Source organism: Pseudomonas petroselini, from assembly GCF_045037875.1.
GTDB lineage: Bacteria > Pseudomonadota > Gammaproteobacteria > Pseudomonadales > Pseudomonadaceae > Aquipseudomonas > Aquipseudomonas petroselini.
Window position 1 is genome coordinate 642,547 of sequence record NZ_CP173614.1, and the last position, 26,822, is coordinate 669,368.

General features: G+C 57.7%; 21 protein-coding genes. 9 read left to right on the forward strand and 12 right to left on the reverse strand.

From position 1 onward, the window contains the following. Positions 1–12: 12 nt before the first annotated feature. Complete coding sequence (gene rsmG, locus ACI512_RS03060; RefSeq protein WP_236379079.1) at positions 13–657, reverse strand: 16S rRNA (guanine(527)-N(7))-methyltransferase RsmG; 645 nt, start codon at positions 655–657, stop codon at positions 13–15. Continuing rightward, positions 654–2,546, reverse strand: coding sequence for a tRNA uridine-5-carboxymethylaminomethyl(34) synthesis enzyme MnmG (mnmG, locus tag ACI512_RS03065; RefSeq protein ID WP_405121604.1), 1,893 nt, complete (start codon positions 2,544–2,546; stop codon positions 654–656). Before mnmG ends, rsmG begins: the two co-directional genes overlap by 4 nt. A gap of 565 nt (positions 2,547–3,111) precedes the next feature. Between mnmG and ACI512_RS03070 the strand changes: the two genes are divergently transcribed. From ACI512_RS03070 to ACI512_RS03080, 3 genes are all read left to right on the forward strand, one after another. Next, positions 3,112–3,618, forward strand: a complete 507-nt coding sequence (locus ACI512_RS03070; protein WP_236379071.1) for a sigma-70 family RNA polymerase sigma factor — start codon at positions 3,112–3,114, stop codon at positions 3,616–3,618. Further along, positions 3,618–4,562, forward strand: a complete 945-nt coding sequence (locus ACI512_RS03075; protein WP_236379069.1) for a FecR domain-containing protein — start codon at positions 3,618–3,620, stop codon at positions 4,560–4,562. The genes ACI512_RS03070 and ACI512_RS03075 overlap by 1 nt, the downstream gene beginning before the upstream one ends. 92 nt (positions 4,563–4,654) lie before the next feature. Continuing rightward, complete coding sequence (locus ACI512_RS03080) at positions 4,655–7,093, forward strand: TonB-dependent siderophore receptor (protein WP_236379067.1); 2,439 nt, start codon at positions 4,655–4,657, stop codon at positions 7,091–7,093. A gap of 84 nt (positions 7,094–7,177) precedes the next feature. Here the strand turns inward: ACI512_RS03080 and mnmE are convergent, their stop codons facing one another. The 5 genes from mnmE to rpmH all read right to left on the reverse strand — a co-directional run bounded on the left by mnmE (position 7,178) and on the right by rpmH (position 11,106). After that, positions 7,178–8,548, reverse strand: coding sequence for a tRNA uridine-5-carboxymethylaminomethyl(34) synthesis GTPase MnmE (mnmE, locus tag ACI512_RS03085; protein ID WP_236379065.1), 1,371 nt, complete (start codon positions 8,546–8,548; stop codon positions 7,178–7,180). Positions 8,549–8,627: 79 nt separating this feature from the next. Beyond that, positions 8,628–10,310, reverse strand: coding sequence for a membrane protein insertase YidC (gene yidC / locus ACI512_RS03090; protein ID WP_015886658.1), 1,683 nt, complete (start codon positions 10,308–10,310; stop codon positions 8,628–8,630). Positions 10,311–10,312: 2 nt separating this feature from the next. Further along, positions 10,313–10,558, reverse strand: a complete 246-nt coding sequence (gene yidD, locus ACI512_RS03095; RefSeq protein WP_003213574.1) for a membrane protein insertion efficiency factor YidD — start codon at positions 10,556–10,558, stop codon at positions 10,313–10,315. Beyond that, entirely contained in the window at positions 10,551–10,955 is a 405-nt protein-coding gene (gene rnpA, locus ACI512_RS03100; protein WP_010565857.1) for a ribonuclease P protein component, read from the reverse strand. Before rnpA ends, yidD begins: the two co-directional genes overlap by 8 nt. Positions 10,956–10,971: 16 nt before the next feature. Continuing rightward, on the reverse strand, positions 10,972–11,106 hold the full coding sequence (gene rpmH / locus ACI512_RS03105; RefSeq protein WP_003213577.1) for a 50S ribosomal protein L34: 135 nt from the start codon (positions 11,104–11,106) through the stop codon (positions 10,972–10,974). 585 nt (positions 11,107–11,691) lie between these two features. Between rpmH and dnaA the strand changes: the two genes are divergently transcribed. Genes dnaA through gyrB form a run of 4 tightly spaced genes read left to right on the forward strand, consistent with a single transcriptional unit; the run spans position 11,692 to position 17,885 of the window. After that, positions 11,692–13,197, forward strand: a complete 1,506-nt coding sequence (gene dnaA, locus ACI512_RS03110) for a chromosomal replication initiator protein DnaA (RefSeq protein ID WP_012721451.1) — start codon at positions 11,692–11,694, stop codon at positions 13,195–13,197. Between the two features lie 38 nt (positions 13,198–13,235). Beyond that, complete coding sequence (gene dnaN / locus ACI512_RS03115) at positions 13,236–14,339, forward strand: DNA polymerase III subunit beta (protein ID WP_010207719.1); 1,104 nt, start codon at positions 13,236–13,238, stop codon at positions 14,337–14,339. A 20-nt stretch (positions 14,340–14,359) separates the two neighbouring features. Next, positions 14,360–15,463 carry a DNA replication/repair protein RecF gene (gene recF / locus ACI512_RS03120; protein WP_012721452.1) on the forward strand — a complete coding sequence of 368 codons (1,104 nt, stop codon included), beginning with the start codon at positions 14,360–14,362 and terminating at the stop codon, positions 15,461–15,463. Positions 15,464–15,467: 4 nt separating this feature from the next. After that, the gene (gene gyrB, locus ACI512_RS03125) at positions 15,468–17,885 is read left to right on the forward strand and encodes a DNA topoisomerase (ATP-hydrolyzing) subunit B (RefSeq protein WP_405121607.1); all 2,418 of its coding nucleotides are present in this window, start codon (positions 15,468–15,470) and stop codon (positions 17,883–17,885) included. A gap of 103 nt (positions 17,886–17,988) precedes the next feature. Here the strand turns inward: gyrB and ACI512_RS03130 are convergent, their stop codons facing one another. Next, positions 17,989–18,711 (reverse strand): response regulator transcription factor, encoded by a 723-nt coding sequence (locus tag ACI512_RS03130; RefSeq protein ID WP_236379064.1) that lies wholly within the window; start codon positions 18,709–18,711, stop codon positions 17,989–17,991. Between the two features lie 295 nt (positions 18,712–19,006). On the opposite strand from ACI512_RS03130, the gene ACI512_RS03135 reads away from it, so the two are divergent. After that, the gene (locus ACI512_RS03135) at positions 19,007–19,930 is read left to right on the forward strand and encodes a FecR domain-containing protein (RefSeq protein ID WP_046035912.1); all 924 of its coding nucleotides are present in this window, start codon (positions 19,007–19,009) and stop codon (positions 19,928–19,930) included. A gap of 3 nt (positions 19,931–19,933) precedes the next feature. Further along, a complete protein-coding gene (locus ACI512_RS03140; protein ID WP_236379062.1) occupies positions 19,934–22,213 on the forward strand; it encodes a CHASE2 and HATPase_c domain-containing protein in 2,280 nt (759 codons plus the stop codon). Positions 22,214–22,395: 182 nt separating this feature from the next. Here the strand turns inward: ACI512_RS03140 and ACI512_RS03145 are convergent, their stop codons facing one another. From ACI512_RS03145 to glyQ, 4 genes are all read right to left on the reverse strand, one after another. Next, positions 22,396–23,166, reverse strand: coding sequence for a 1-acyl-sn-glycerol-3-phosphate acyltransferase (locus ACI512_RS03145; RefSeq protein ID WP_231808403.1), 771 nt, complete (start codon positions 23,164–23,166; stop codon positions 22,396–22,398). An 82-nt stretch (positions 23,167–23,248) separates the two neighbouring features. Further along, positions 23,249–23,785 (reverse strand): D-glycero-beta-D-manno-heptose 1,7-bisphosphate 7-phosphatase, encoded by a 537-nt coding sequence (gene gmhB, locus ACI512_RS03150; protein WP_012721458.1) that lies wholly within the window; start codon positions 23,783–23,785, stop codon positions 23,249–23,251. A gap of 2 nt (positions 23,786–23,787) precedes the next feature. Beyond that, positions 23,788–25,842 (reverse strand): glycine--tRNA ligase subunit beta, encoded by a 2,055-nt coding sequence (gene glyS, locus ACI512_RS03155; RefSeq protein ID WP_064053171.1) that lies wholly within the window; start codon positions 25,840–25,842, stop codon positions 23,788–23,790. After that, positions 25,839–26,792 carry a glycine--tRNA ligase subunit alpha gene (glyQ, locus tag ACI512_RS03160; protein ID WP_003187265.1) on the reverse strand — a complete coding sequence of 318 codons (954 nt, stop codon included), beginning with the start codon at positions 26,790–26,792 and terminating at the stop codon, positions 25,839–25,841. Before glyQ ends, glyS begins: the two co-directional genes overlap by 4 nt. Positions 26,793–26,822: the final 30 nt, after the last annotated feature.

Consider the following 26,822-nt stretch of genomic DNA (forward strand, 5'->3'; position numbering starts at 1 on the left):
TTGTGTTCCCAATCATGCCGTGCGGCGCAGTATCAGCAGATGGCGTTGGCCTTGGCAACCGGGTACGGCCAAGGCGTGTTCGCTATCGAGGTGGAAGTCTGCCGGCAATGCTAACAGCTCGTCGCTTGGATGAACGCCCTTCATTGCCAGCCAACGGGTGTCACGATCGCCCAGATGGCGGGTCCAGTTGCTGAAGTTCTCCATGCTGCTGAATGCCCGGGAAACGATTCCGTTGAAAGGCAGTTCAGGCGTGAAGCCTTCGACCCGGCTGTGGATAACTTGCAGGTTATCCAGTTTGAGTTCGAGTTTGACCTGAGTCAGGAAGCGGGTCTTCTTGCCATTGCTATCAAGGCAGGTCACTTGCGACTCGGGAAACAGGATCGCCAGCGGGATGCCGGGCATGCCGCCGCCACTGCCCACGTCGAGCCAACGACCGTTTTCGATAAACGGCATCACGCTCAAGCTGTCGAGCAGATGGCGGGAGACCATTTCGTCGGGATCACGCACTGCGGTCAGGTTGTAAGCCTTGTTCCATTTGATCAACAGGGCCAGGTAGCCCAACAGCAATTCATGCTGGGCCGGGGTCAGGTCGACGCCCAACTGGCGCGCACCTGTGGATAACTCTTCGGCGTGTTGCGAGGTGACCAACGAACTCAAGCGCTTTGCTCCAACTGACGGCCCGCGCCGCGTTTTTTCAAATGGATCATCAACAGCGAAATCGCTGCCGGGGTGACGCCGGGGATACGTGAAGCCTGACCCAAAGTCTGCGGCCGAGTTATCCCCAGCTTGCTTTGGATTTCTTTCGACAGCCCGGAAATTCCGGTGTAGTCGATATCCGTAGGCAGCTTGGTGTCTTCACTGGCGCGCAGGCGAGCGATCTCATCCTGCTGGCGGTCTATGTAACCGGCGTATTTGGTCTTGATTTCGACCTGCTCGGCAACCTGTGGGTCTTCTGCGCCCTGGCCAGTCAATTCGACCAGACCGGCGTAGTCGATTTCCGGACGCGACAGCAGGTTCAACAAGTTGTACTCGTGGGTCAGCGGCGTGCCGAATTTTTCCGCAATCGCGTCGCCTTGTTCAGTGCCCGGGCGAACCCAGGTGCTTTTCAGGCGCTGCTCTTCGAGCGTGATGCTTTCGCGTTTTTTGCAGAAGGCTTCCCAGCGTGCGTCATCGACCAGGCCCAGCTCGCGACCTTTCTCGGTCAGGCGCAGGTCGGCGTTGTCTTCCCGCAGGATCAGGCGATATTCCGCCCGGGAAGTGAACATCCGGTACGGTTCCTGGGTACCCAGGGTAATCAGGTCGTCCACCAACACACCGATGTACGCTTCATCGCGACGCGGGCACCAGCTGTCTTTGCCTTGAGCACGCAGTGCGGCATTGGTCCCGGCCAGCAAACCCTGGGCGCCGGCTTCTTCGTAACCGGTGGTGCCGTTGATTTGCCCAGCGAAGAACAGACCGCCGATCACTTTGGTTTCCAGGCTGTACTTCAGGTCACGCGGGTCGAAGTAGTCGTACTCGATGGCGTAGCCCGGACGCACGATGTGTGCGTTTTCCATACCACGAATCGATTGCACGATCTGGATTTGCACGTCGAACGGCAGGGAAGTGGAAATCCCGTTCGGGTACAGCTCGTGGGTGGTCAAGCCCTCGGGTTCGATGAAGACCTGATGGCTTTCCTTGTCGGCAAAGCGATGGATCTTGTCTTCGATCGACGGGCAATAACGCGGGCCAATGCCTTCGATCACCCCGGAATACATCGGCGAACGGTCGAGGTTCGCGGCGATGATCTCGTGGGTACGTGCATTGGTGTGGGTAATCCAGCAACTGACCTGTTTGGGGTGCTGCTCTTTGGAACCCATGAACGACATGACTGGGATCGGCGTATCGCCGGCTTGTTCGGTCATCACCGAGAAGTCCACAGAACGCCCGTCAATACGCGGCGGGGTCCCGGTTTTCAAGCGACCGACGCGCAGCGGCAGTTCCCGCAGGCGTTTTGCCAGGGCAATCGACGGCGGATCGCCGGCGCGGCCACCGGAGTAATTCTGCATACCAATGTGGATAAGTCCGCCGAGGAACGTGCCGGTGGTCAACACCACGGATTCTGCCAGGAAGCGCAGGCCCATTTGCGTGACGACACCGCGTACCTGGTCTTGCTCGACGATCAGGTCATCCGCTGCTTGTTGAAATATCCACAGGTTCGGCTGGTTTTCCAGGGTTTCGCGAACGGCAGCCTTGTACAGGATGCGGTCAGCCTGTGCCCGAGTGGCACGTACGGCCGGACCTTTGCGGCTGTTGAGCACGCGAAATTGGATGCCACCTTTGTCGGTCGCCATGGCCATCACACCGCCAAGGGCGTCGATTTCCTTGACCAGGTGGCTTTTGCCGATCCCACCGATGGCGGGGTTGCAACTCATGGCACCGAGGGTTTCCACGTTATGCGTCAACAACAGGGTTTTTACGCCCATGCGTGCTGACGCCAGTGCTGCCTCGGTACCGGCATGACCGCCGCCGATGACGATCACTTCAAAACGGGAAGGGAAATCCACCACGCACCTCGTGCCTGCTTATGTAGGTAATTAGGAATTGATTGGTTGAGCTGGTTTTAGAGCTTTGGCGGCAAGTATAGGGACTTAGCCCTTCCTAAAGAACCCTTTGCACAAAATTTAACCAGCTGTGGATGAATCACAGACAATAGAAATTAAAAGAGAGAAATATATTAAAGCTTTGTTTTTATGTTTATTTCTACTGAACAACATTTCTGTGGATAGATCTCTACAGGCCTTAATTTACGTTGTGTACAGCGATTCAAAAGTCTGTGGTCATGTGTCAATGAGGCCGTTGGATAAGTGCTTTAAGCCTGTGGATTAAACAGGTGGTTATCCACAGAGGGGTTTTTGCTCAGGTTTCAGGCCCTGTTATCAACTGGGCACAGGAGCGGTTATTCACAGGGCTTAATCCACAGAAATCAGTGAATCTGGCTGTATTCTGTCCACGACAACGCCAGCCGAAACCTTCCACTCGGTGGTGAGCACGGCAAAAAGAGATCTATTGTGAGAAAACCGCAGGGCAGTTAATAATAGCGATTATCATTAACCTGCCTTGTCATGCCCTATGTCCCCTTCCTCACACACGGCTGCGGTCCAGAACATCTATGAGCAGCACCATTCCTGGCTGCATGGGTGGCTCAAAGGTAAGTTGCATAACGCCTGCGATGCGGCCGATGTGGCGCACGATACGTTCGTGCGCATCCTGGGCGGGCGGCATGCGGCGCAGATCGTTGAACCGCGTGACTATTTGGCGACCGTCGCCAGAGGCCTGGTGATTGATCGTTACCGTCGGCACGCCATCGAACAGGCCTACAAGCAGACCTTGGCCGAACGGCCTGAAGCGATAGCCATCAGCGAAGAAGATAAAGCCATCATCCTCGAGACCTTAGTGGCTGTGGATAAAGCCTTGTCTGCACTCGGCGAGCGGGCCCGGCGGATTTTCATGCTGTCTCAGATCGAGGGGCTGACTTATCAACAGATCGCCGATCAGCTCCAAGTGTCACTGACCACGGTGAAGAAGCACATGATCCGTGCATTGACTGAATGCTCGCTGATCATGGCCAGCTTGTAATGGCGGCGCCTGATCGCAAGACCTTCGAGGCCGCTGCCAGTTGGTATGTACAGTTTCAATCCCAGACACCGACCGCCGCCGAGCGCCATGCCTGGCAACAATGGCTCAACGGCGATCCGTCCCATCAGGCCGCGTGGAACCAGATGGAGCAGTTGCAGCGCAGCCTCGGCGCCCTGCCCCAGGATTTCACCCGCCGCGCATTGTCGACCAGCCAGCAACGTCGCCAGGTGTTGAAGTGGATGCTGGTGATGGGCGGTACCGGATACCTCGGCTGGAATGTTCAGCAACACACGCCCCTTGGCAACGTATGGGCCGACTACCGGACCTCCGTGGGTGAGCGCCGACGTGTCGAGTTGGCTGACGGCACGCGAATTGATCTGAACACCCGTACGGCAATTGACGTGGTATTCGATGGGCGTCAGCGTTTGATCCGCCTGCGTGAAGGTGAAGTACTTATCCACACAGGCAAGCGGGGTGGCCAAACGCCCTTTTATGTCGAGACGCGCCAAGGCCGAATCCAGGCCTTGGGCACCACATTCAACGTGCGCCAGTTGCCAGATTCCACACGTGTCGGCGTCCTGGAGGATCGGGTGAGCGTAGCGCCTGGTGACCAACCCAGCCATGCGCGGCTACTCAGTGCCGGTGAAAGCGCTGACTTTGATCGCCAACACGTGGGGGTTAACCACGCGTACCGCAGCTCACAGGCGGCCTGGGTCGAGGGTCAGTTGATCGTATTGAATGCTCGCCTCGCAGAGGTGATCGAAGACCTCGCCCGCTACCGCCCTGGCGTCCTGCAATGCGACTTGGCGTCGGCACGCCTGCGTGTCTCCGGGACCTTCCGCCTGGATTCCACCGATGCGGTACTGGCCAATCTGCAGGCAACACTGCCGATCCAGGTGAAGTACTTCACCCGTTATTGGGTTTCGGTCAAGCGAATCGGTTGATCGCAAAAAATATCCGCACCAGGGGTTATCTTTTTTTTACCTGACACGGCCCTACAGGTAATCACGACGTCACCTTCAGGGCTTATCCACCTATGCGCCTCCCTTCCAAGCTCCGCCAACGACTTTCCTACCACGGTATGACGTGCAGCCTGCTGCTCGGCACGGCAGCCACCGCCAGTGTTTTGTTATCCACTGATGCCCTGGCCGCCAGCGCGGTGCAGCACTACGTCATTGCAGCCGGTCCCCTGGACAATGCCTTGAGCCAATTTGCGGCCAAAGCGAACGTGATTCTGTCTTTCTCACCCCAGCAAACCGCGCGTTTGAGCACGACCGGGCTTGAGGGCGAGTATTCGGTGGAGCAAGGCTTTGCGCTGTTGCTGCAGAACTCGGGGTTACAAGCGGTATCCCAGGCGCCCGGCAGCTATGTCCTGCAAGTCATTCCCGCAGGGCAACTCACGCTTGCACCCACCACGGTCAGCACTTATCAACAGAGCGGTTTCAACCAGGAGATCGCCGGGGATGTGGGCTACAAGGCACAAAACAGCCGCATCGGTACCAAGACCAGCACGCCCCTGTCAGAAACACCGCGTTCGGTATCGGTGGTCACCAGCCAGCGTATCAAGGACCAAAAGTCGCAAACCCTGACGGAAGTGTTGGGCTACGTGCCAGGTATCTTCGCGCCACCCTTTGCTGCCGGCGACGGTCTGGCCGGTGACCTGTTCTTCATTCGTGGTTTCAATGCCACGGATTACGGCTACGGTTTGCTACGAGATGGCCTACGCGTACAAGGCAACCGGTATGACACCACCAGTGAGCCGTATGGCCTGGAGCGCGTCGAAATCTTCCGTGGCCCCTCTTCCCTGCTCTACGGCGAAAACGCACCTGGCGGCTTGGTGAACCTGGTGAGCAAACACCCGACTGCCACGCCGCAAGGTGAAGTCCAGCTGGGGTATGGCTCGAATAATAGGCGTCAGTTGGGTGTGGATATCTCGGGACCGCTCAATGACAGCGGCAATATCCTTGGCCGGGTTGTGATGCTAGGTCGAAAATCCGACACGCAGACTGACCATGTGCCAAATGATCGCCTGTACATCGCCCCCTCACTGACCCTGAATTTCGACGACTACAACACCCTCACCCTGTTAGCCAATTACCAAAAGGACCACACCAATCTCGAACTTGGCCTACCGGCCGCGGGCACCTTGCTGAAAAATCCCAATGGCAAGCTGTCCAAGCACACCCTGCTCGGCGACCCGGACTGGAACACATTTGAACGTGAAGCCTGGAGCACCGGTTACGAATTCAGCCACAGCTTCAACGATGATTGGCAGTTCCGTCAGAACTCGCGGTATATGCAGTCCCGCATCAACCGTCATGAAACCTGGCCCAGCGCGCTGAATAACCGCGGATTCGGTACACAACTGAACATGACCGCCTACGACCGCTACAACAAGTCGATGGTGTATTCCCTGGATAACCAGTTGGAAGGCAAATTCCAGGTGGGTGGCCTGGAAAACACCGTGCTGTTGGGTGCCAGCTATGACCGCACCTCTTTCAATCAGGATTGGGATGCCGGTTTCGCCGGCACCATCAATGTGTATAACCCCGTGTATGTGCGTGATCCACTTACGCCCGTGGCGGTGCAAAACACCTTGCTCGAGCAGCAGATGAAAGGCGTTTATGCACAGATCCAGAGCAAGTATGACCACTGGCTGTTCCTGCTGGGTGGTCGTCAGGACTGGGTCGACAGCGATTTCCGCGACAAGGTCAACAAGGCCAGCAACACCGGCTCGGAAGACCGCAAGTTCACCTACCAGGGCGGGGTGATGTACCAGTTCGACAACGGCCTGACGCCGTACGTCAGCTACTCCACCGCATTTGTGCCGGTGCAGCAGATCTCCAATGCCGGTTCGCCGCTGAAGCCGATTACCAGCAGCCAGTACGAAGTGGGTGTGAAGTACGAGCCGATCGGCTGGGATACGGCGATGACCCTGTCGGTGTATGACCTGCGCAAGGAAGACGACACCTACCTCGACGCCACCACCAACAGCTATCGCCAGGTGGGCGAAAGCCGGGCTAAAGGTGCGGAAGTCGAGGTGAACAGCAATATCACGCCCAACCTGAATGTGACGGCCGCCTACACCTACACTGACGCTCGGATTACCAAGGATTCGGCTACATCGCTGGTCGAAGGGCACCAGATGACGGGGGTTCCACGCAACCAGGCTTCGGTGTGGGGCAAGTACCGATTCCTTGACGGCCAACTCAAAGGCTTGTCCCTGGGCGGCGGTGTGCGTTATTTCGACAGCACCTTTTCCTACACCGCGCCAACGCTGTACGGGAAGTTGGATGCAGGAAGCGTCACCTTGGTGGACGCAGCCGTTGGCTATCAGATCGACAAACATTGGTCTGTGGACGTGAACGCCAAGAACCTGTTCGACAAGGAATATGTATCTGGTTGCAACGACGCAGGCCGCTGCTATTGGGGTGAAAGCCGTACGCTGCTTGGGACGGTTTCGTACAACTGGTGATGGATGAGGGCCTGAAGAATTCTGCCGTTCTTCAGGCCGCTATCGCTGGCAAGCCCGCGCCTACAGGGGGTGTGGATAACTTGGTTATTTGCCGATGCAGAAGCTGGAAAATATCCGCCCCAACAAATCATCGGAGCTGAATGCGCCGGTGATTTCTCCCAGCAGTTGCTGCGCCTGGCGTAAATCCTCAGCCAGCAGCTCCCCTGCCCCCGCCAAGGTCAATTGCGCCCGACCATGCTCCAACGCTGCGCTCGCATGACGCAACGCCTCCAGATGCCTGCGGCGCGCACTGAAGCTGCTTTCCGAGGTCTGCTCGTAACCCATGCACGCCTTGAGGTGGTCGCGCAGCAATTCCAGACCTTCACCTGCCGATTTCGCGCTCAAGCTTAGAGTGACATGGCCATCCGGGCTGGTTTCCATGGCAATGGCTTCACCCGTCAAGTCGGCTTTGTTGCGAATCAAGGTGACTTTGGCCGGGTCCGGCCGTTGCTCGAGGAATTCCGGCCACAATGCAAAAGGATCCACAGCCTCGGGCGCCGTGGCATCCACCACCAGCAACACCCGATCCGCTTCGCCGATGGCTTTGAGTGCGCGTTCCACGCCGATCTTTTCCACCTGATCGTCGGTATCACGCAAACCTGCGGTGTCGACTACATGCAGTGGCATGCCGTCGATGTGGATATGTTCGCGCAGGATATCCCGGGTGGTACCGGCAATCTCGGTGACGATGGCGGCTTCACGCCCCGCCAGCGCATTGAGCAGGCTGGATTTACCCGCATTCGGCCGCCCAGCGATCACCACCGTCATGCCGTCACGCAGCAGCGCGCCTTGCCCCGCTTCGCGCAGGACTGTGGATAACTCATCACGAACTTTATCCAGCATCGCCAATACGTGGCCATCGGCGAGAAAGTCGATTTCTTCCTCGGGAAAATCAATCGCGGCCTCGACGTAAATACGCAGGCTGATCAGTTGCTCGGTCAAGTTATGCACACGCAGGGAGAACGCGCCCTGCAGCGAGCGCAGTGCATTACGTGCAGCCTGTGCAGAACTGGCTTCGATCAAATCAGCAATGGCCTCAGCCTGAGCCAGGTCGAGCTTTTCATTGAGAAAGGCCCGTTCGCTGAATTCACCTGGCCTGGCCAAGCGACAGCCCAGTTGCAGGCAACGTTGCAGCAACATATCCAGGACAACCGGGCCACCGTGACCCTGTAATTCCAGGACATCTTCCCCGGTAAACGAATTCGGGCCTGGAAAATAGAGGGCCAAACCCTCGTCCAGCACACTTTGGTCAGCATCCAGGAACGGTCCGTAATGGGCATAACGTGGCTTCAATTCACGGCCGCTGATAGCGTTGGCTGCAACGCTTGCGAGCGGCCCGGAAATTCTAACGATGCCGACACCGCCGCGACCTTGAGCGGTAGCGACAGCAGCGATGGTTTCACGAGGTGCGCTCATCAGCAGATTCCAAAACAAAAGTGACGGAAAGCAAAACGCCCCACTAGGGGGCGTCTTGAGTGGTTATCCACAGAGTAAATTACGCCGCGGCTTTTGCAGTAGCCGCTTCGATTTTACGTGTGATGTACCACTGTTGAGAGATAGACAACACGTTGTTGACCACCCAGTACAGCACCAGACCGGCTGGGAACCACAGGAAGAAGAAGGTGAAGATGATTGGCATCATTTTCATTACCTTGGCCTGCATCGGATCCGGCGGAGTCGGGTTCAAGCGCTGCTGGATGAACATGGTTGCGCCCATGATGATCGGCAGGATAAAGAACGGGTCTTTGATCGACAGGTCAGTTATCCACAGCATGAACGGCGCCTGGCGCATTTCCACGCTTTCCAGGAGTACCCAGTACAGCGACAGGAACACCGGCATCTGCACCAGAATCGGCAAGCATCCACCCAGCGGGTTGATCTTCTCTTTCTTGTACAGCTCCATCATGGCCTGCGACATCTTCTGCCGGTCATCGCCATGTTGTTCTTTCAGTGCCGCCAGTTTCGGGGCCACGGCACGCATACGCGCCATCGACTTGTAGCTGGCTGCCGACAGAGGGAAGAAGATCCCCTTGATCAGCATGGTCAGGAAGATGATCGACCAGCCCCAGTTACCGACGATGCTGTGGATATGTTGCAGCAGCCAGAAAATAGGCTGGGCAATGAACCACAGGAAGCCGTAATCCACAGTCAGTTCCAGACCTGGGGACAACTCTTTGAGCACGGCCTGGCTTTTCGGACCGGCGTACAGGGTAGCGCTGGTTTCAGCCTTGGCACCGGGTGCGACGGTCAACGCCGGGCCAGTAAAGCCGATGATGTAGTTACCCTGGCTGTCCTTGCGGGTTTGAACCAGGTTCGCATCACCTTTGTTCGGGATCCAGGCGGTCACGAAGTAGTGTTGCAGCCAAGCAACCCAGCCACCTTGAACGGTTTCTTTCAGCGAGCCCTTGTCGATATCTTTCATCGACACTTTTTTGTACGGCTCGTTACTTGTCCACAGGGCAGCGCCCAGGTAAGTCGCGGTGCCGGTGGCGGTGCTGGAAGAAGGATCGGAGCTGGCGTCACGCTTGAGCTGGGCAAACAGGTTGCCGCTCCACGGTTTGCCGCTTTCGTTGTCGATCAGGTAAGTGACCTTCAAGTCGTACAAACCACGGGTGAAGCTGAAGCGCTTGATGTAGTTGACGCCGTCGAGGCTGAATTTCAGGTCGACGTTCAACTGGTTCTGGCCATCAGCCAGTTGATAAGTCTTCTGCTCGGTCGAATAAACCGGACGACCGGTAGCACGTGCATCCGGACCGTTGGTGCCGGTCAGGCCGCTTTGCGCCAGATAAGTACGCTCACCACCGTTATCGAACAGTTGGAACGGAACATCCGGATGGTCTTGGCGACGTGGATACAGCGGCAGTTTCAACTGCGCAATATCACCACCTTGTGGGTCGATAGCCAGGTCGAGCACATCCGTTTTGACGTGGATGAGGTCTTTATTGGTGACCACTGGCGTTTCTAAAGGGGCGCTTGTCTCGCCATTCGCGCTGGGAACATCGGCACTCGCGGACGCATTGTTACCCAGCGGGGTGTCCGGAATAGCCGGCGCAGCCTGGTTGGTAGCAACATTCTGAGTCGGCAGGGCAGCTTGGCCATAGTCCTGGTTCCACTTAAGAACCATGACGTAGGACACGATTGCCAGGGCGACGATCAGGATCGTGCGTTTAATATCCATGATTACTCGGCCATCGAAGAAGAACGGGAGGTAGGGATAGGTGGAACCGGGTCATAACCACCGGGATTCCACGGATGACAGCGACCTAAACGACGAAAGGTCAGCCAGCCACCGCGCAGAAGACCATGGTTTTCTATGGCCTCTAACGCGTAGCAGGAACAACTGGGGTAGAAACGACAGTGGTTGGCCATCAGAGGACTAATGGCATAGCGATAAAACTGGATCGGAACGAGGGCCAGTTTACGCATCAAGGCTGTCTACCCCTACAGTTTCGGTGCTGACTGCTGGTGCTGGCTTGTTGGTACGCGCCAAACGTTTCCAGAGCTTGCCGAAATGCTGAATCAATTCGGGGTTTTCTACGTCCCCCAAGCCTTTGCGCGCGACGATAACAATATCCCAACCAACCAGAGTGTCCTGGTGGAGGCGAAACGATTCGCGCATCAGACGCTTGAGGCGATTGCGCTCAACGGAGAGCTTTACGCTCTTCTTGCCGATCACCAAACCGAGACGGGGGTGATCCAGATCGTTGTTACGCGCAAGGAGCAGGAGATTTTTCCCCGGAACCTTGCCGGTGGGGGAGTCAAAGACTGCCTTGAAATGCCGGGGGGTTAGCAGACGCTTTTCCCGACTGAAGTCCTGACTCACCACCAGTACCGGATTATCAAACTGCCAGACGCGCACGACCTTTGGCGCGACGACGCGACAGGACAGCACGGCCGTTCTTGGTAGCCATGCGAGCACGGAAACCGTGGGTGCGGGCGCGTTTGATGGTGCTTGGTTGGAAAGTACGTTTCATGGCGTTGTTACCTGGTTCGTCCACAACGGGCCGGAATGGCCCCCGTTTTAAGAGACCGGCGATTCTAGTGAAAGCAAGCCTCTAGGTCAATTTCCAACCAGCTTTTCCTTTAATTAGATCTCTGCAGCCGATTTGCCCTTTTGCGTCCGCGCCGCTTCCACGGGCAATGCCATAGATATAAAAATAAAGAAGGAAGTTATTTAAAGCTTTTCTGTAAAGCTTATAAAAGCTAGGCAGGCGATCATCTGTGGATAACTGCCTTGAGGCCATGTTCTACGTGATGTACAGAGAATGACAACACGGGGGAGAAACGGTGCTCTGCCTGTGCTGCGCTGTCGGATAAGCTGTGTGTGGAATGGGTTGTTATCCACAGGCCAGTTACCCACAGACTTTCTCCCCCAGTTGTGCAACGACCTTAGGTGGGCTTATCCACAGAGCTTATGCACAGACCATTGGTCGCCTTTATTACCCTTAAGACGTTGATTTTGGCCGGTCCGTGATCAACCTACATGTGGATAAGTGGGCGGCTCGCCGCTACAATGGCGGCTGTTTTTGCCTCACCGGCTTTCAACTTAGGGGATATCCGTGTCAGTGGAACTTTGGCAGCAGTGCGTGGAGCTTTTGCGCGATGAGCTGCCTGCCCAGCAATTCAACACCTGGATCCGTCCACTACAGGTCGAAGCCGAAGGCGACGAGTTGCGTGTTTACGCGCCCAATCGTTTTGTTCTCGACTGGGTCAACGAGAAGTACCTGAGCCGCGTGCTTGAATTGCTCGATGAACACGGCAACGGCCTCGCACCCGTGCTCTCCTTATTAATAGGCAGCAAACGTAGCTCGGCACCTCGTGCTGCGCCGAACGCGCCATTGGCCGCTGCTGCGTCGCAAGCCCAGGCGGCACCGGTTGCCAGTACACCTGCGCCGGCTCCTTCCAAATCGTCTGCGAAGAAAAATGCAGCCGAGAATGAAGAACCGTCGCGCGATAGCTTCGACCCGATGGCCGGTGCCAGCTCCCAGCAAGCCCCGATCCGTGCCGAACAGCGCACCGTTCAGGTTGAAGGCGCGCTCAAGCACACCAGCTACCTGAACCGCACGTTCACGTTCGAGAATTTCGTCGAAGGTAAATCCAACCAGCTGGCTCGTGCAGCCGCCTGGCAGGTCGCCGACAACCCCAAGCACGGTTACAACCCACTCTTCCTTTATGGTGGCGTCGGCTTGGGTAAGACTCACTTGATGCACGCTGTGGGTAACCACCTATTAAAGAAGAATCCGAATGCCAAGGTCGTGTACCTGCACTCGGAGCGCTTCGTGGCTGATATGGTCAAGGCCCTGCAGCTCAATGCCATCAATGAATTCAAGCGTTTCTACCGCTCGGTTGATGCGTTGCTGATCGATGACATTCAATTCTTTGCCCGTAAAGAGCGTTCCCAGGAAGAGTTTTTCCATACCTTCAACGCCCTGCTCGAAGGTGGCCAGCAGGTCATCTTGACCAGTGACCGTTATCCGAAAGAGATCGAAGGTCTGGAAGAACGCCTGAAATCGCGTTTCGGCTGGGGCCTGACTGTTGCAGTAGAGCCGCCGGAACTCGAAACCCGCGTCGCGATCCTGATGAAAAAGGCCGACCAGGCGAAAGTCGACCTGCCTCACGATGCTGCGTTTTTCATCGCTCAACGCATCCGCTCCAACGTGCGTGAGCTGGAAGGCGCACTCAAGCGGGTCATCGCGCACTCGCACTTCATGGGACGCGACATCACCATTGAGCTGATCCGCGAGTCCCTGAAGGACTTGTTGGCACTTCAAGACAAGCTGGTGAGTGTGGATAACATCCAACGCACCGTGGCCGAGTATTACAAAATCAAGATTTCCGACCTGCTGTCCAAGCGCCGTTCGCGCTCGGTAGCACGTCCCCGTCAGGTGGCCATGGCACTCTCCAAGGAGTTGACCAACCACAGCCTGCCGGAAATCGGCGATGTGTTTGGCGGGCGTGACCACACCACGGTCTTGCACGCGTGCCGCAAGATCAATGAACTTAAGGAATCCGACGCGGATATTCGCGAGGACTACAAGAACCTGCTGCGTACACTGACAACGTGATGACACCAGCGCAGCTTATTAAGGCAAGGGACTAGACCATGCATTTCACCATTCAACGCGAAGCCCTGTTGAAACCCCTGCAACTGGTCGCAGGCGTCGTCGAGCGCCGACAGACCTTGCCGGTGCTCTCCAACGTATTGCTGGTGGTCGAAGGCCAGCAATTGTCCCTGACCGGTACCGACCTGGAAGTCGAGCTGGTTGGTCGTGTGCAGCTGGAAGAGCCCGCCGAACCTGGCGAGATCACCGTGCCGGCGCGCAAGCTGATGGACATCTGCAAAAGCCTGCCGAACGACGCGCTGATCGACATCAAGGTTGATGAAGCGAAGTTGGTCGTCAAAGCCGGTCGCAGCCGCTTCACCCTGTCCACCTTGCCGGCCAATGATTTCCCAACGGTGGAAGAAGGTCCTGGTTCGCTGACCTGCAGCCTGGAGCAAAGCAAACTGCGTCGTTTGATTGAGCGCACCAGTTTCGCCATGGCCCAGCAGGACGTGCGTTATTACCTCAACGGCATGCTTTTGGAAGTGTCGGAAGGCATTATCCGTGCCGTGGCTACCGACGGTCACCGTCTGGCGATGTGCTCGATGCGTGCTGATATCGGCCAGCCGGACCGTCACCAGGTGATCGTGCCACGCAAGGGTATCCTTGAGCTGGCGCGTCTGCTCACTGAGCCGGAAGGCAATGTCAGCATCGTGTTGGGCCAGCACCACATTCGCGCTACCACTGGTGAGTTCACCTTCACTTCCAAACTGGTCGACGGCAAGTTCCCGGATTACGAGCGCGTTCTGCCTAAAGGCGGTGACAAGCTGGTACTCGGTGATCGCCAGGCCTTGCGCGAGGCGTTCAGCCGTACCGCGATTCTGTCCAACGAAAAGTACCGTGGTATCCGTCTGCAACTGGCCAACGGTCAGTTGAAGATCCAGGCGAACAACCCGGAGCAGGAAGAAGCGGAAGAAGAAGTGGGCGTCGACTACAACGGCGGTTCACTCGAGATTGGCTTCAACGTGAGCTACCTGCTGGACGTACTGGGTGTGATGACCACCGAACAGGTTCGCCTGATTCTGTCGGACTCCAACAGCAGCGCCTTGGTACAGGAATCCGACAACGACGACTCGGCTTACGTTGTCATGCCGATGCGCCTGTAACCATGCTCAGCAGAAGCTAGATGTCCCTCAGTCGCGTCTCGGTCACCGCGGTGCGCAATCTGCACCCGGTGACCTTCTCCCCCTCCCCCCGCATCAATATCCTCCACGGCGCCAACGGCAGTGGCAAAACCAGCGTGCTGGAAGCCATTCATCTGTTGGGACTCGCCCGTTCCTTTCGCAGCGCTCGCCTGTTGCCGGTCATCCAGTACGAGCAATTGGCGTGCACGGTATTTGGCCAAGTTGAGCTGGCTGAGGGTGGGCACAGTAGCCTGGGGATATCCCGTGATCGCGGCGGAGAGTTTCAAATTCGCATTGATGGGCAAAATGCTCGCAGTGCTGCGCAGTTGGCGGAAATCCTGCCGCTGCAATTGATCAACCCCGACAGTTTCCGTCTGTTGGAAGGTGCGCCAAAAATCCGCAGGCAATTCCTCGATTGGGGAGTGTTCCACGTGGAACCACGCTTTATGGCCACCTGGCAGCGCTTGCAGAAGGCCCTGCGGCAGCGGAACTCATGGCTGCGGCATGGTACACTTGACGCCGCTTCGCAAGCGGCCTGGGACCGGGAACTGTGCCTGGCCAGCGACGAAATAGATGAATACCGCCGTGCCTATATCAAAGCCTTGAAACCAGTCTTTGAGCAGACCTTGAGTGAGTTGCTGGATCTCGAGGGGCTGACACTGAGTTACTACCGTGGTTGGGACAAAGAGCGCGAGCTGAGTGCAGTGCTCGCCACGTCCTTGCAGCGGGATCAGCAAATTGGCCATACCCAGGCCGGACCCCAGCGGGCTGATTTGCGTCTTAGATTAGGCGCACACAATGCTGCGGACATCTTGTCCCGTGGCCAGCAGAAGTTGGTGGTGTGTGCACTGCGTATCGCACAGGGTCATCTGGTTAGCCAGGCCCGACGCGGACAGTGTATTTATCTGGTGGATGACTTGCCGTCTGAACTGGACGAGCAGCACCGCCGCGCGTTATGCCGCTTGTTGGAAGAATTACGCTGCCAGGTGTTTATCACCTGTGTAGACCACGAATTATTGAGGGAAGGCTGGCAGACGGAAACGCCAGTCGCTTTGTTCCACGTGGAACAAGGCCGTATCACCCAGACCCACGACCATCGGGAGTGAAGGCATGAGCGAAGAAAACACGTACGACTCGACCAGCATTAAAGTGCTGAAAGGTTTGGATGCCGTACGCAAACGTCCCGGTATGTACATTGGCGACACTGATGACGGTAGCGGTCTGCACCACATGGTGTTCGAGGTGGTCGACAACTCCATCGACGAAGCTCTGGCCGGTCACTGCGACGACATCAGCATTATCATCCACCCGGATGAGTCGATTACTGTGCGCGACAACGGTCGCGGCATTCCGGTAGACGTGCACAAAGAAGAAGGCGTTTCGGCGGCAGAGGTCATCATGACCGTGCTTCACGCCGGCGGTAAGTTCGACGACAACTCCTATAAAGTCTCCGGTGGTTTGCACGGCGTTGGCGTGTCGGTTGTGAACGCGCTGTCCGAAGAACTGATTCTGACGGTTCGCCGTAGCGGCAAGATCTGGGAACAGACTTACGTCCACGGCGTTCCACAAGAACCGATGAAAATCGTCGGCGACAGCGAGTCGACCGGTACGCAGATCCACTTCAAGCCATCGGCTGAAACCTTCAAGAATATCCACTTCAGCTGGGACATCCTGGCCAAGCGTATTCGTGAATTGTCCTTCCTCAACTCCGGTGTGGGTATCGTCCTCAAGGACGAGCGCAGCGGCAAGGAAGAGCTGTTCAAGTACGAAGGCGGTCTGCATGCATTCGTTGAATACCTGAACACCAACAAGACTGCGGTCAACCAGGTGTTCCACTTCAACATCCAGCGTGAAGACGGCATCGGCGTGGAAATCGCCCTGCAGTGGAACGACAGTTTCAACGAGAACCTGTTGTGCTTCACCAACAACATTCCTCAGCGCGATGGCGGTACTCACTTAGTGGGTTTCCGTTCCGCACTGACGCGTAACTTGAACACCTACATCGAAGCCGAAGGCTTGGCCAAGAAGCACAAAGTCGCCACCACCGGTGACGATGCCCGCGAAGGCCTGACCGCAATTATCTCGGTGAAAGTGCCGGACCCTAAGTTCAGCTCCCAGACCAAAGATAAGCTGGTGTCTTCCGAGGTGAAGACCGCAGTGGAACAGGAGATGGGCAAGTACTTCTCCGACTTCCTGCTGGAGAACCCGAACGAAGCCAAGCTGGTCGTCGGCAAGATGATCGACGCTGCACGTGCCCGTGAAGCTGCGCGTAAAGCCCGTGAGATGACCCGCCGTAAAGGCGCGCTGGATATCGCTGGCCTGCCAGGCAAACTGGCTGACTGCCAGGAGAAGGACCCTGCTCTCTCCGAACTGTACCTGGTGGAAGGTGACTCTGCTGGCGGTTCCGCCAAGCAGGGTCGTAACCGTCGCACCCAAGCCATCCTGCCGTTGAAGGGTAAGATCCTCAACGTCGAGAAAGCCCGCTTCGACAAGATGATTTCTTCCCAGGAAGTTGGCACCTTGATCACGGCGTTGGGCTGCGGTATCGGCCGCGACGAGTACAACATCGACAAGCTGCGCTACCACAACATCATCATCATGACCGATGCTGACGTCGATGGTTCTCACATCCGTACCCTGTTGTTGACCTTCTTCTTCCGTCAGTTGCCGGAATTGATCGAGCGCGGCTACATCTATATCGCCCAGCCGCCGTTGTACAAAGTGAAAAAGGGCAAGCAAGAGCAATACATCAAAGACGACGACGCCATGGAAGAGTACATGACGCAGTCGGCCCTGGAAGATGCCAGCCTTCACTTGAACGACGAAGCCCCAGGCATTTCCGGCGAGGCCTTGGAGCGCTTGGTTAACGACTTCCGTATGGTCATGAAAACGCTGAAGCGCTTGTCACGCCTGTACCCTCAAGAGCTGACCGAGCACTTCATCTACCTGCCGTCCGTGAGCCTCGAGCAATTGGGTGACCACGCACACATGCAGGAATGGCTGGCCCAATACGAAGTGCGCCTGCGCACCTCGGAGAAGTCCGGCCTGGTATACAAAGCCAGTCTGCGTGAAGACCGTGAACGTAACGTGTGGCTGCCAGAGGTCGAACTGATCTCCCACGGCCTGTCGAACTACGTCACCTTCAACCGCGACTTCTTCGGCAGCAATGACTACAAGACCGTAGTAACCCTGGGCGCGCAACTCAGCACGCTGCTGGACGACGGCGCTTATATTCAGCGTGGCGAACGCAAGAAGCAGGTCAAGGAATTCAAAGAAGCCCTCGACTGGCTGATGGCCGAAAGCACCAAGCGTCACACCATCCAGCGCTACAAAGGTCTGGGCGAAATGAACCCGGATCAGCTGTGGGAAACCACAATGGACCCGGCTCAGCGTCGTATGCTGCGCGTGACCATCGAAGACGCCATTGGCGCGGACCAGATCTTCAACACCCTGATGGGTGATGCGGTCGAGCCTCGTCGTGACTTCATCGAGAGCAATGCTTTGGCGGTGTCTAACCTGGACTTCTGATCAGGTAACAGCTGAACCCAAAAGGCCAACGCTTAGCGTTGGCCTTTTTTATTGGGCAGTTTTGGGTGATCTACAAAATGCTCCACGTGGAACATCAGCATTTTCAGCCTTCAGAAGCGGCTGCCACGCTCTCCAATCGGTACCCATATCCGTAGATCGTTAACAGCTGCCAGCCCCGGTCTGCGGTCAACCCAAGCTTATTGCGCAACCGATAGATATGCGTATCGAGCGGCCGCGACGACACCATTTCTTCATGGGTCCAAAACCGCTCGTAGAGGTACTCGCGAGACAATGGCCGCGCCAGGTTGGCAAACAGGCAGCTCGCCAGCCGGTATTCACGTTCGGTAAGGTTGATAGGTTTACCCGCCCGCGTTACGGTCAATTCAGCATCATCAAACGTCAGGTCATTGAAGCTTTGTACTTCATGGGTCGCTGACTTCTGCAGCCCGTTTCGACGCAGAACAGCCGTCACTCGCGCTTTCAGTTCATTGGGGCGAAAGGGTTTGCTGACGTAGTCGTCCGCACCGCTGTTCAGCGCAGTCACGATATCGCTCTCGGCGTCACGGCTGGTGAGCATTATGACGGCGGGTGGCGACTCCATGTGCTCACGCGTCCAGCGCAGCAGTGCGATACCGGTAATATCCGGCAGTTGCCAGTCGAGGATCAGCAGGTCAAACGTCTCCCGACGTAGCTGGCGCAGCAGGTCTTCCCCACGTTCGAAGCAATGCAGAGTCCAGGGCTGTTCGACGGTGCTGGGGATTTGTCGCAGTGTCTGTTCCACCCGGCGCAGTTCCGCGGGTTCGTCATCCAATATTGCGACACGCATGGGTGGGTCCTTTCGTCTTGAAGTACGGCAGCCGTCGGCCGGTTTCGTTTATGGGCACGGACTGCGCAGATGCCGGCCATGGAATCTGAATAATTGTGCTCAGATTCGTTGGCCCTTGGATCTCTCGATACGCTGAGACCAATGAGGGTTTAATCCATTGAACGTCCTCGCCACCGATGTAGGAAAGATACCGGCTCCCGACCATAAGGAAAAGGATCAGCCGACGCATGCGCTGCCGTAAACTCTTGCGTGCTGATGTCAGTTGCCCTCTGGAACCCCAACCTTGATGAGCGCCATGATCCTTTCTCCGAACCGCTTGCGCCGCGCCCTCCCCCCATTGTTGATCATGGTGGTCAGCTCTGTGGGGGCGGCAGCCAAGGTTCGTTCGCCTTACATCGATGACAACGTTCTGTGCCGAGCCCAGCCTTTACCGGCGATTGTCCAGCATCTCACGGGTGAGGCGTGGAAACTCGATGCCAGGGGCACGGCGAGCCCCTTGCTGGAAGGTATGACCATCGATGAGCAGGAAGGTGTGAAGACATCGGCTTCGGCGTTCGTCAGCCTGTTGCTCGGTGACGGATCCAGGGTGGTATTGCCCTCCAGTTCCCAAGTGCGATTGCGTCTGGAAAAGAAGCAGTCCATTCCCCAGGTGGTGCTTGAGCAAGGCCAGGCAGAGGCGTATGTGATCAAGCGCATCAGCGACCATGACCGTTTCCAGATCGTGACGCCAGTGGGTGTGCTGGGTGTGCGTGGCACGCACTTCCGGGTGCGCAATGACGCTGAGCAGTCGGTACTGGAAGTGTTGGACGGACAGGTCGCCGTCAACCGCGAGGTTAAGACCAAGTCGGTGGAGCAAGAGGTAAAAGTAGGCGCCCGGCAAGGTCTGCTCTTCAAGAAACAGGGCGATTTGAAACCCGTTGAATTACTCGCCGCGCCCACGCTTGTGGGACAAGATGGCCAGAAAGGTGATGCACCGGTCTGGAGTCTGTACCTTCGGCCATTGCCCGGCGCACAGAGGTACCGGGCCCAGGTCGCCACCGACAAGGCCTTTATGAATATCAAGCAGGAAAACTTTTCCGCTGCGCCGAAAATGAGCTTCACTGGGCTCAAAGCCTCGTTCTATCACGTGCGCTTGTCGGCGTATGACGAAAACGGCCTGGAGGGAGAAACCGGGGTCTATGACATCTTCTACTACCCACCTACCGCTCAGGCACGTTGACCTATGATGCTTTGGGGCAAGGCCGAGAAACGTCAACCCACCCATGCCCAGCGCTTGTTCCACGGCTTGGTGCGTGAGTGGCTGTGGATTGGTTTGCTACTGCTGCCCGTCACCGCCTACTTGTCGGTGAGCCCAGGCCTGGCCTTGAATAATCCGTTGTACGACAGCCTGCGCCGCCTCACGCCTCTGCCTGTAGACCCGCGCATCCTGCTGGTAACCATCGACGATTCCAGCCTGAAAAAACTCGGCCAATGGCCCTGGCCGCGCAGCCTGCACGCTGACCTGATCGACCGTCTGAGTGCGGCGCAACCGGCGGGTATCCTGTTCGATGTGATCTTCAGTGAGCCCGGCGATCCGGCTAATGACAAACGCCTGGCCGACGCGGTCTGCAATGCCGGCAATGTCTTGCTGCCATTGGTGCGTGAAGGCACGGCGAGCTACAGCCAACCCAGTGCACAGATGCTGCCACTGCTTAAATGCGCCAAGGGCGTAGGTCATATCAATGTCGAGGCAGACAGCGACGGCGTTGTCCGTAGTTTGTTTATGCGTGAAGGTCCACCCGATGCCCCCGCGCCGCAGCTCACCTGGCTGGCCTACGAGATGAGTGGCGAGTTATCAGAGATGCCGGGTGAGCCTCAGCCGTTGGTAGCCCAACCCTGGCATCGTGAACATTCAATCCGCATCCCCTTTATCGCGCCGCATAGTCATTTTCCCAGCGTGTCCTACGTCAGCGTATTGCGTGGAGAAGTACCTCCAGAGCAACTGCGCAACCGGCTGATCCTGGTGGGGTCGACGGCATCCGGGATGGGTGATCGATTTGTCACGCCCCTCTCCTCCACGGTGGGCACCACGGCCGGTGTGGAGATCCAGGCCAATGTGCTCAATGGCTTGCTGCAAGGTCGCATTATCGTGGATCTTCCGGGCTGGCTGGCGGCATTGATGGCGACCGCCCTCGTGGCGTTGCTGCTGGGTCTGCTGCTCTACCGTCCACGCTACGCGCTGTGGATGACCCTCGGCTGCATGGCCGGCGCGTTGCTCGGTTCCTGGGCCCTGTTGCGTCTTGGCCACTGGTGGTCGCCTGCGGCCTGCCTGATTGGGTTGTTGCTCAGCTACCTGATCTGGAACTGGCGTCGCCTCAGTGTGATCATCGCTTACTTCGGCTGGGAACTGACACGCCTGGATAACGAACCCAAAGTCCTGCCTGAACGCCGCCGAGCGCCCGCCAGCAAAGGCGATGTATTGCAGGCGCGTATCTTCGCCCTGGAGCAGGCCGTAAGCCGCACACGCGACACCCGGCGCTTCATGGCTGACGGCCTGGAGTGCCTGCCGGTGGCGACACTGATCACCGACCCCAAAGGCAATATCCTGCTGGCCAACCGCATTGCCCGCGAGGTGTTCGGCAATGACCTTGTCACCGAAAACTTGCTGGAGCAGTTGGCGGACCTGGGCTACCCGCCGCTGCACAACGGTGTGCGCCCTGCTCTCTCAGCGATGGAGCTGGTGGAGTTCCGCGATATCCACCAACGCAGCCTGCGCATGGAATTGGCGCCCATGCTCCCCGCCGAAGGTGATGTCGCACTTGGCTGGCTGCTGAGCCTCACCGATTTGAGCAAGGAGCGCGAAGCCCAGCAACACCGCGAGACGATGTTGCGGTTTCTCTCCCACGACCTGCGTGCGCCGCACTCGGCGATCCTCGCGCTGTTGGATGTGCATGACGGTGAGTCGCCGGTGTTCGCCAAGATCGAACAACAAGTTCGTCGCGCCTTGAGCCTCACGGAATCCTTCGTCCAGTTGGCCAAGGCTGAGGCTGACGGTTACCAGTTCCAGCCAACATTGTTCGCCATGTTGGTGATGGACGCCTTTGATCAAGTCGCGTTGATTGCCCAGCTCAAGGGTATTCATTTGGTTCACGACTTGGATGAAGCCGACGAGGGCATGGTGTCTGCGGACCAGTCACTGCTCACTCGTGCGTTGTTCAACGTGCTGGAGAACGCGATCAAATACTCGTCCTCCGGTACCACCGTGAGGTTGCGACACAGCAGTGCGCAAGGCTGGTTGGAATGCCGTATCAGTGACCAGGGACCGGGGATTGCCGCGCAGGACCTGCCTGAGCTATTCAGCCAATACCGTCGTTTTGATTCCGCCCAGGGCAGTGAGGGCTTGGGGTTGGGGCTGACCATGGTCAAGGCGGTGGTTGAGCGCCACGGTGGGCGCATCAGCTGTGAAAGCGTGGTTGGCAAAGGCACTACGTTCAGCCTGCAATTGCCCCTGTTGGACGACTGAAAAAACGTACTTTCCTGCTGTGCATAAAAAACCGGTCACAAGGACCGGTTTTTTTATGCGGAAAAAACTTATGCACCTTTTCCGTGATTTTATGAGCTTAGGAAATATGTAAGTAAATCAGCTTCTTAAGAGTCAAAAAGCACAATTCGCCAACAAACCGTGCACAGGTTATCCACAGATGGTCAGATCACCGGAGTGTCGACTACAACCGGCACTGGCGGCAGTGAGCCCATGGCCCGTTGCTGCGCTTCATTCCATGCCGCAGCACGGTCATTCAGTGCGGCAATGGCGCGTGGTCCTTCACCTTCGGCATACATGGGTTCACCGATCACCACCGTGATGGTGCCCGGGCGTTTGGCCCAGCCAGTCTTTGGCCAAAACTTGCCGGCGTTATGAGCAATCGGCAACACGGGCAGGTTAGCGTTGACCGCCAACGCGGTACCGCCGCGTGAGAACTTGCCTACGGTGCCGTAGGGCACGCGAGTACCTTCGGGGAAGATCAGCACCCATACGCCATCCTTGAGCAACTCGTCGCCCTTCTTGGCCACGTGTTTCAGTGCAGCCTTGGGGTTGTCACGGTCGATGGCGATCGGACGCAGCATGGCCATGGCCCAGCCGAAGAACGGCACGTACAGCAATTCACGCTTGAGCACTTGGCTCAGCGGAGAAAAGTACGCCGAGAGAAAGAACGTCTCCCAGGTGCTCTGGTGGTTCGACAGAATCACGCAGGGTTGGTCCGGGACGTTTTCCGCGCCTTTGATCTCGAAGCGAATGTTCAGGAACACCTTGGTCAGCCACAACGCACAGCGGCACCAATAGACGTTGATAAAACGATAGCGCGCCTTGAACGGCAGGAACGGCGCGATAAAAAAGCTCAGGGTGCACCAGAGAAACGAACTGGTGCCCAACAGCAGGTAAAAGAAAAAGGTTCTGATGGCCTGCAAAATCGACATGGCGGCATTTACCGTTGCGGGACGCGGCCCGCCTGTTAAAAGCGCACTCCCGAACAGTCCTTGGTCAGGAAGTCGAGGGCGGCTAGTTGTTGATAAGTTCTGCGGCAACGGCCGCCAGATCGTCAAAAATCAAGGTGCCTACCGGCAGGTTTTTCGCCTGGGTCTTTTCGCCTTTCCCGGTCTTAACCAAAACTGGCTGAGAGTCGACGGCTTTGGCCGCCTCCAGGTCACCGAGGCTGTCCCCGACGAACCATATCCCAGCCAAAGGCACCTTGTAATGTTCTGCAATGGTTTTCAACATGCCAGGCTTGGGTTTGCGGCAATCGCAGCCCTCATCCGGCCCGTGGGGGCAGTACACCACCAGCCCCACCTCACCGCCCTGCTCGGCCACCAACGTGCGCAAGCGCGCGTGCATGGCGTCCAGGGTGGCGATGTCGTAATAACCGCGGGCGATACCGGACTGGTTGGTGGCAATGGCCACCGTCCAGCCGGCTTTACTCAACTGCGCGATGGCCTCGATCGAACCGGGCAGTGGAATCCACTCCGCCACCGACTTGATGTAAGCGTCGGAGTCGTAGTTGATCACCCCGTCCCGATCGAGAATCAGCAGTTTCAGCATGGTCAGCTCAGCGTCGAAATGTCAGCGATATTGACGAACAAGCCACGCAGGCGCGCCAGCATCGCGTAACGGTTTTTTCGCACGCCGGCATCTTCGGCATTGATCATTACCGCTTCAAAGAACGCATCCACCGGCTCGCGCAAGGTCGCCAGGCGTGCCAACGCTTCGGCATAGTTGCGTTCGGCGATCAGCGGCTTCACAGCGTTTTCAGCCTTGGCGATGGCCGAGTTGAGCGAGAACTCCTTGGCATCGGCGAACAAGCCAGGGTCGACGTCGGCGTTGCCCAGGCCTTCGGCCTTGCTCAGCAGGTTCGACACACGCTTGTTCACGGCGGCCAGGGCATCGGCTTCCGGCAGTTTGCGGAAGGCCTGCACGGCTTGTACGCGTTGGTCGAAGTCCAACGCCGAACCCGGCTGCAGGGCACGTACCGACAGGTACACCGACACATCCACGCCTTCGTCTTCGTAACGCGCACGCAGGCGGTCGAACACGAACTCCAGCACTTGCTCGGCCAGGCCGGCCTGCTTGACCTTGGCACCGAACTGGCCGACGGCGAACACCACTGCCTGGGTCAGGTCGAGGTCGAGCTTCTTGTCGATCAGGATGCGCAGTACACCCAGCGCCGCACGGCGTAAGGCATACGGGTCTTTGCTGCCGGTTGGCAGCATGCCGATACCGAAGATACCCACGAGGGTGTCCAGCTTATCGGCGATTGCCACGGCTGCACCGGTCAGGGTGGTCGGCAGTTCAGCACCGGCACCGCGCGGCATGTACTGCTCGTTCAACGCCAGGGCGACATCGTTCGGCTCGCCGTCATTGAGGGCGTAGTAGTAGCCGGCAACGCCTTGCATTTCCGGGAACTCGCCGACCATCTCGGTGGCCAGGTCGCACTTGGACAGCAGGCCTGCACGCGCAGCCCAGGCCGCATCGCCACCAATACGTTGTGCAATATAGGCGGCCAGCTTGGAAACCCGCACAGCCTTGTCGTAGACGCTGCCCAGTTTTTCCTGGAACACCACGTTCTGCAGGCGCAGGTTGAAGTCTTCCAGCTTCTGCTTCTTGTCTTGCTTGAAGAAGAACTCGGCGTCGGTCAGGCGCGGGCGAACGACTTTCTCGTTACCGGCGATGATCTGCTGCGGGTCCTTGCTCTCGATGTTGGCCACGGTGATAAAGCGCGGCAGCAATTTGCCGTCCACGTCCAGCAGGCAGAAGTACTTCTGGTTGTCCTGCATCGTGGTGATCAGGGCTTCCTGCGGCACGTCGAGGAAACGTTCCTCGAACGAGCACACCAGCGGCACCGGCCATTCAACCAGCGCGGTCACTTCGTCGAGCAGGCTTGGCGGCACGATGGCGGTGCCTTCCTGCAGGCGGGCCAGCTCTTCGGTGCGTTTGCTGATCAGCTCGCGACGCTCGTTGGCATCGGCCAGCACGTAAGCGGCGCGCAGGTCGGCGGCGTAGTTGGCTGGCGAGGTGATGCGCACGGCTTGCGGGTGATGGAAGCGGTGACCACGGGAGTCACGGCCGGCCTTCTGGGCAAGGAGGGTGCAGTCGATGACTTGGTCACCGAGCAGCATCACCAGCCATTGGGTTGGACGCACGAACTCTTCCTTGCGTGCACCCCAGCGCATGCGCTTGGGGATCGGCAGGTCGTTCAGGGAGTCTTCAACGATGGTCGGCAGCAGGCTGGCGGTCGGCTTGCCGGTGATGACCTGGCTGAAACGCAGTTTCGGGCCGCTCTGGTCGATCTCGCTCAGCTCCACGCCACACTTCTTGGCAAAACCAAGGGCGGCCTGGGTCGGGTTGCCTTCGGCGTCGAACGCCGCCTGGCGCGGCGGGCCGTCGAGGTTGATGCTGCGGTCCGGTTGCTGGGTTTCCAGCGCGGTCAGCAACACGGCCAGGCGACGTGGCGCGGCATAGACTTTCTTCGCTTCGAACTTCAGGCCAGCGCTGTGCAGGCCTTTTTCGATACCGGCCAGGAAAGCGTCGGCCAGGGTATTGAGTGCCTTGGGTGGCAGCTCTTCGGTGCCCAGTTCAACCAGGAAATCTTGAGCACTCATTGTGCAGCCTCCAGCTTAGCCAACACTTCATCACGCAGGTCCGGGGTTGCCATCGGGAAGCCCAGCTTGGCGCGAGCCAGCAGGTAGGCTTGGGCGACGGAACGCGCCAGGGTGCGCACACGCAGGATGTATTGCTGGCGTGCGGTTACCGAGATGGCACGGCGCGCGTCCAGCAGGTTGAAGGTATGCGATGCCTTCAACACCATTTCGTAGCTCGGCAACGGCAACGGCTGGTCCAGTTCGATCAGGCGCTTGGCTTCGCTTTCATAGAAGTCGAACAGTTCGAACAGCTTGTCGACGTTGGCGTGTTCGAAGTTGTAGGTGGACTGCTCCACTTCGTTCTGGTGGAACACGTCGCCGTAGGTGACTTTGCCGAACGGGCCGTCAGCCCACACCAGGTCGTAGACCGAATCCACGCCTTGCAGGTACATGGCCAGGCGCTCGAGACCGTAGGTGATCTCGCCGGTCACCGGGTAGCACTCGATACCGCCCGCTTGCTGGAAGTAAGTGAACTGCGTCACTTCCATGCCATTGAGCCAGACTTCCCAGCCCAGGCCCCAGGCGCCCAGGGTCGGCGATTCCCAGTTGTCTTCGACAAAACGGATGTCGTGGACCAGTGGGTCCAGGCCCACATGCTTGAGCGAGCCCAGGTACAGTTCCTGGAAGTTGTCCGGGTTCGGCTTCAGTACCACCTGGAACTGGTAGTAATGCTGCAGACGGTTCGGGTTTTCGCCGTAGCGGCCGTCAGTCGGGCGACGACTGGGCTGCACATAAGCGGCGTTCCAGGTTTCCGGGCCGATGGCCCGCAGGAATGTAGCGGTGTGGAAAGTGCCGGCGCCTACTTCCATATCGTAGGGCTGAAGTACCACACAACCTTGCTCGGCCCAGTATTGCTGAAGGGCGAGGATCAAGTCTTGGAAGGTACGCACGGCTGGCGTAGGCTGGCTCACGAAATTCACCTGTTACTTGGGCTGCGATTT

Coding starts and splice junctions, on each gene's coding strand:
- ACI512_RS03070 (WP_236379071.1), top strand. CDS start 3,112: ATGTCCCCTTCCTCACACACGGCTGCGGTCCAGAACATCTATGAGCAG.
- ACI512_RS03075 (WP_236379069.1), top strand. CDS start 3,618: ATGGCGGCGCCTGATCGCAAGACCTTCGAGGCCGCTGCCAGTTGGTAT.
- ACI512_RS03080 (WP_236379067.1), top strand. CDS start 4,655: ATGCGCCTCCCTTCCAAGCTCCGCCAACGACTTTCCTACCACGGTATG.
- mnmE (WP_236379065.1), bottom strand. CDS start 8,548: ATGAGCGCACCTCGTGAAACCATCGCTGCTGTCGCTACCGCTCAAGGT.
- yidC (WP_015886658.1), bottom strand. CDS start 10,310: ATGGATATTAAACGCACGATCCTGATCGTCGCCCTGGCAATCGTGTCC.
- yidD (WP_003213574.1), bottom strand. CDS start 10,558: ATGCGTAAACTGGCCCTCGTTCCGATCCAGTTTTATCGCTATGCCATT.
- rpmH (WP_003213577.1), bottom strand. CDS start 11,106: ATGAAACGTACTTTCCAACCAAGCACCATCAAACGCGCCCGCACCCAC.
- dnaN (WP_010207719.1), top strand. CDS start 13,236: ATGCATTTCACCATTCAACGCGAAGCCCTGTTGAAACCCCTGCAACTG.
- recF (WP_012721452.1), top strand. CDS start 14,360: ATGTCCCTCAGTCGCGTCTCGGTCACCGCGGTGCGCAATCTGCACCCG.
- gyrB (WP_405121607.1), top strand. CDS start 15,468: ATGAGCGAAGAAAACACGTACGACTCGACCAGCATTAAAGTGCTGAAA.
- ACI512_RS03130 (WP_236379064.1), bottom strand. CDS start 18,711: ATGCGTGTCGCAATATTGGATGACGAACCCGCGGAACTGCGCCGGGTG.
- ACI512_RS03135 (WP_046035912.1), top strand. CDS start 19,007: ATGATCCTTTCTCCGAACCGCTTGCGCCGCGCCCTCCCCCCATTGTTG.
- ACI512_RS03140 (WP_236379062.1), top strand. CDS start 19,934: ATGATGCTTTGGGGCAAGGCCGAGAAACGTCAACCCACCCATGCCCAG.
- ACI512_RS03145 (WP_231808403.1), bottom strand. CDS start 23,166: ATGTCGATTTTGCAGGCCATCAGAACCTTTTTCTTTTACCTGCTGTTG.
- gmhB (WP_012721458.1), bottom strand. CDS start 23,785: ATGCTGAAACTGCTGATTCTCGATCGGGACGGGGTGATCAACTACGAC.
- glyS (WP_064053171.1), bottom strand. CDS start 25,842: ATGAGTGCTCAAGATTTCCTGGTTGAACTGGGCACCGAAGAGCTGCCA.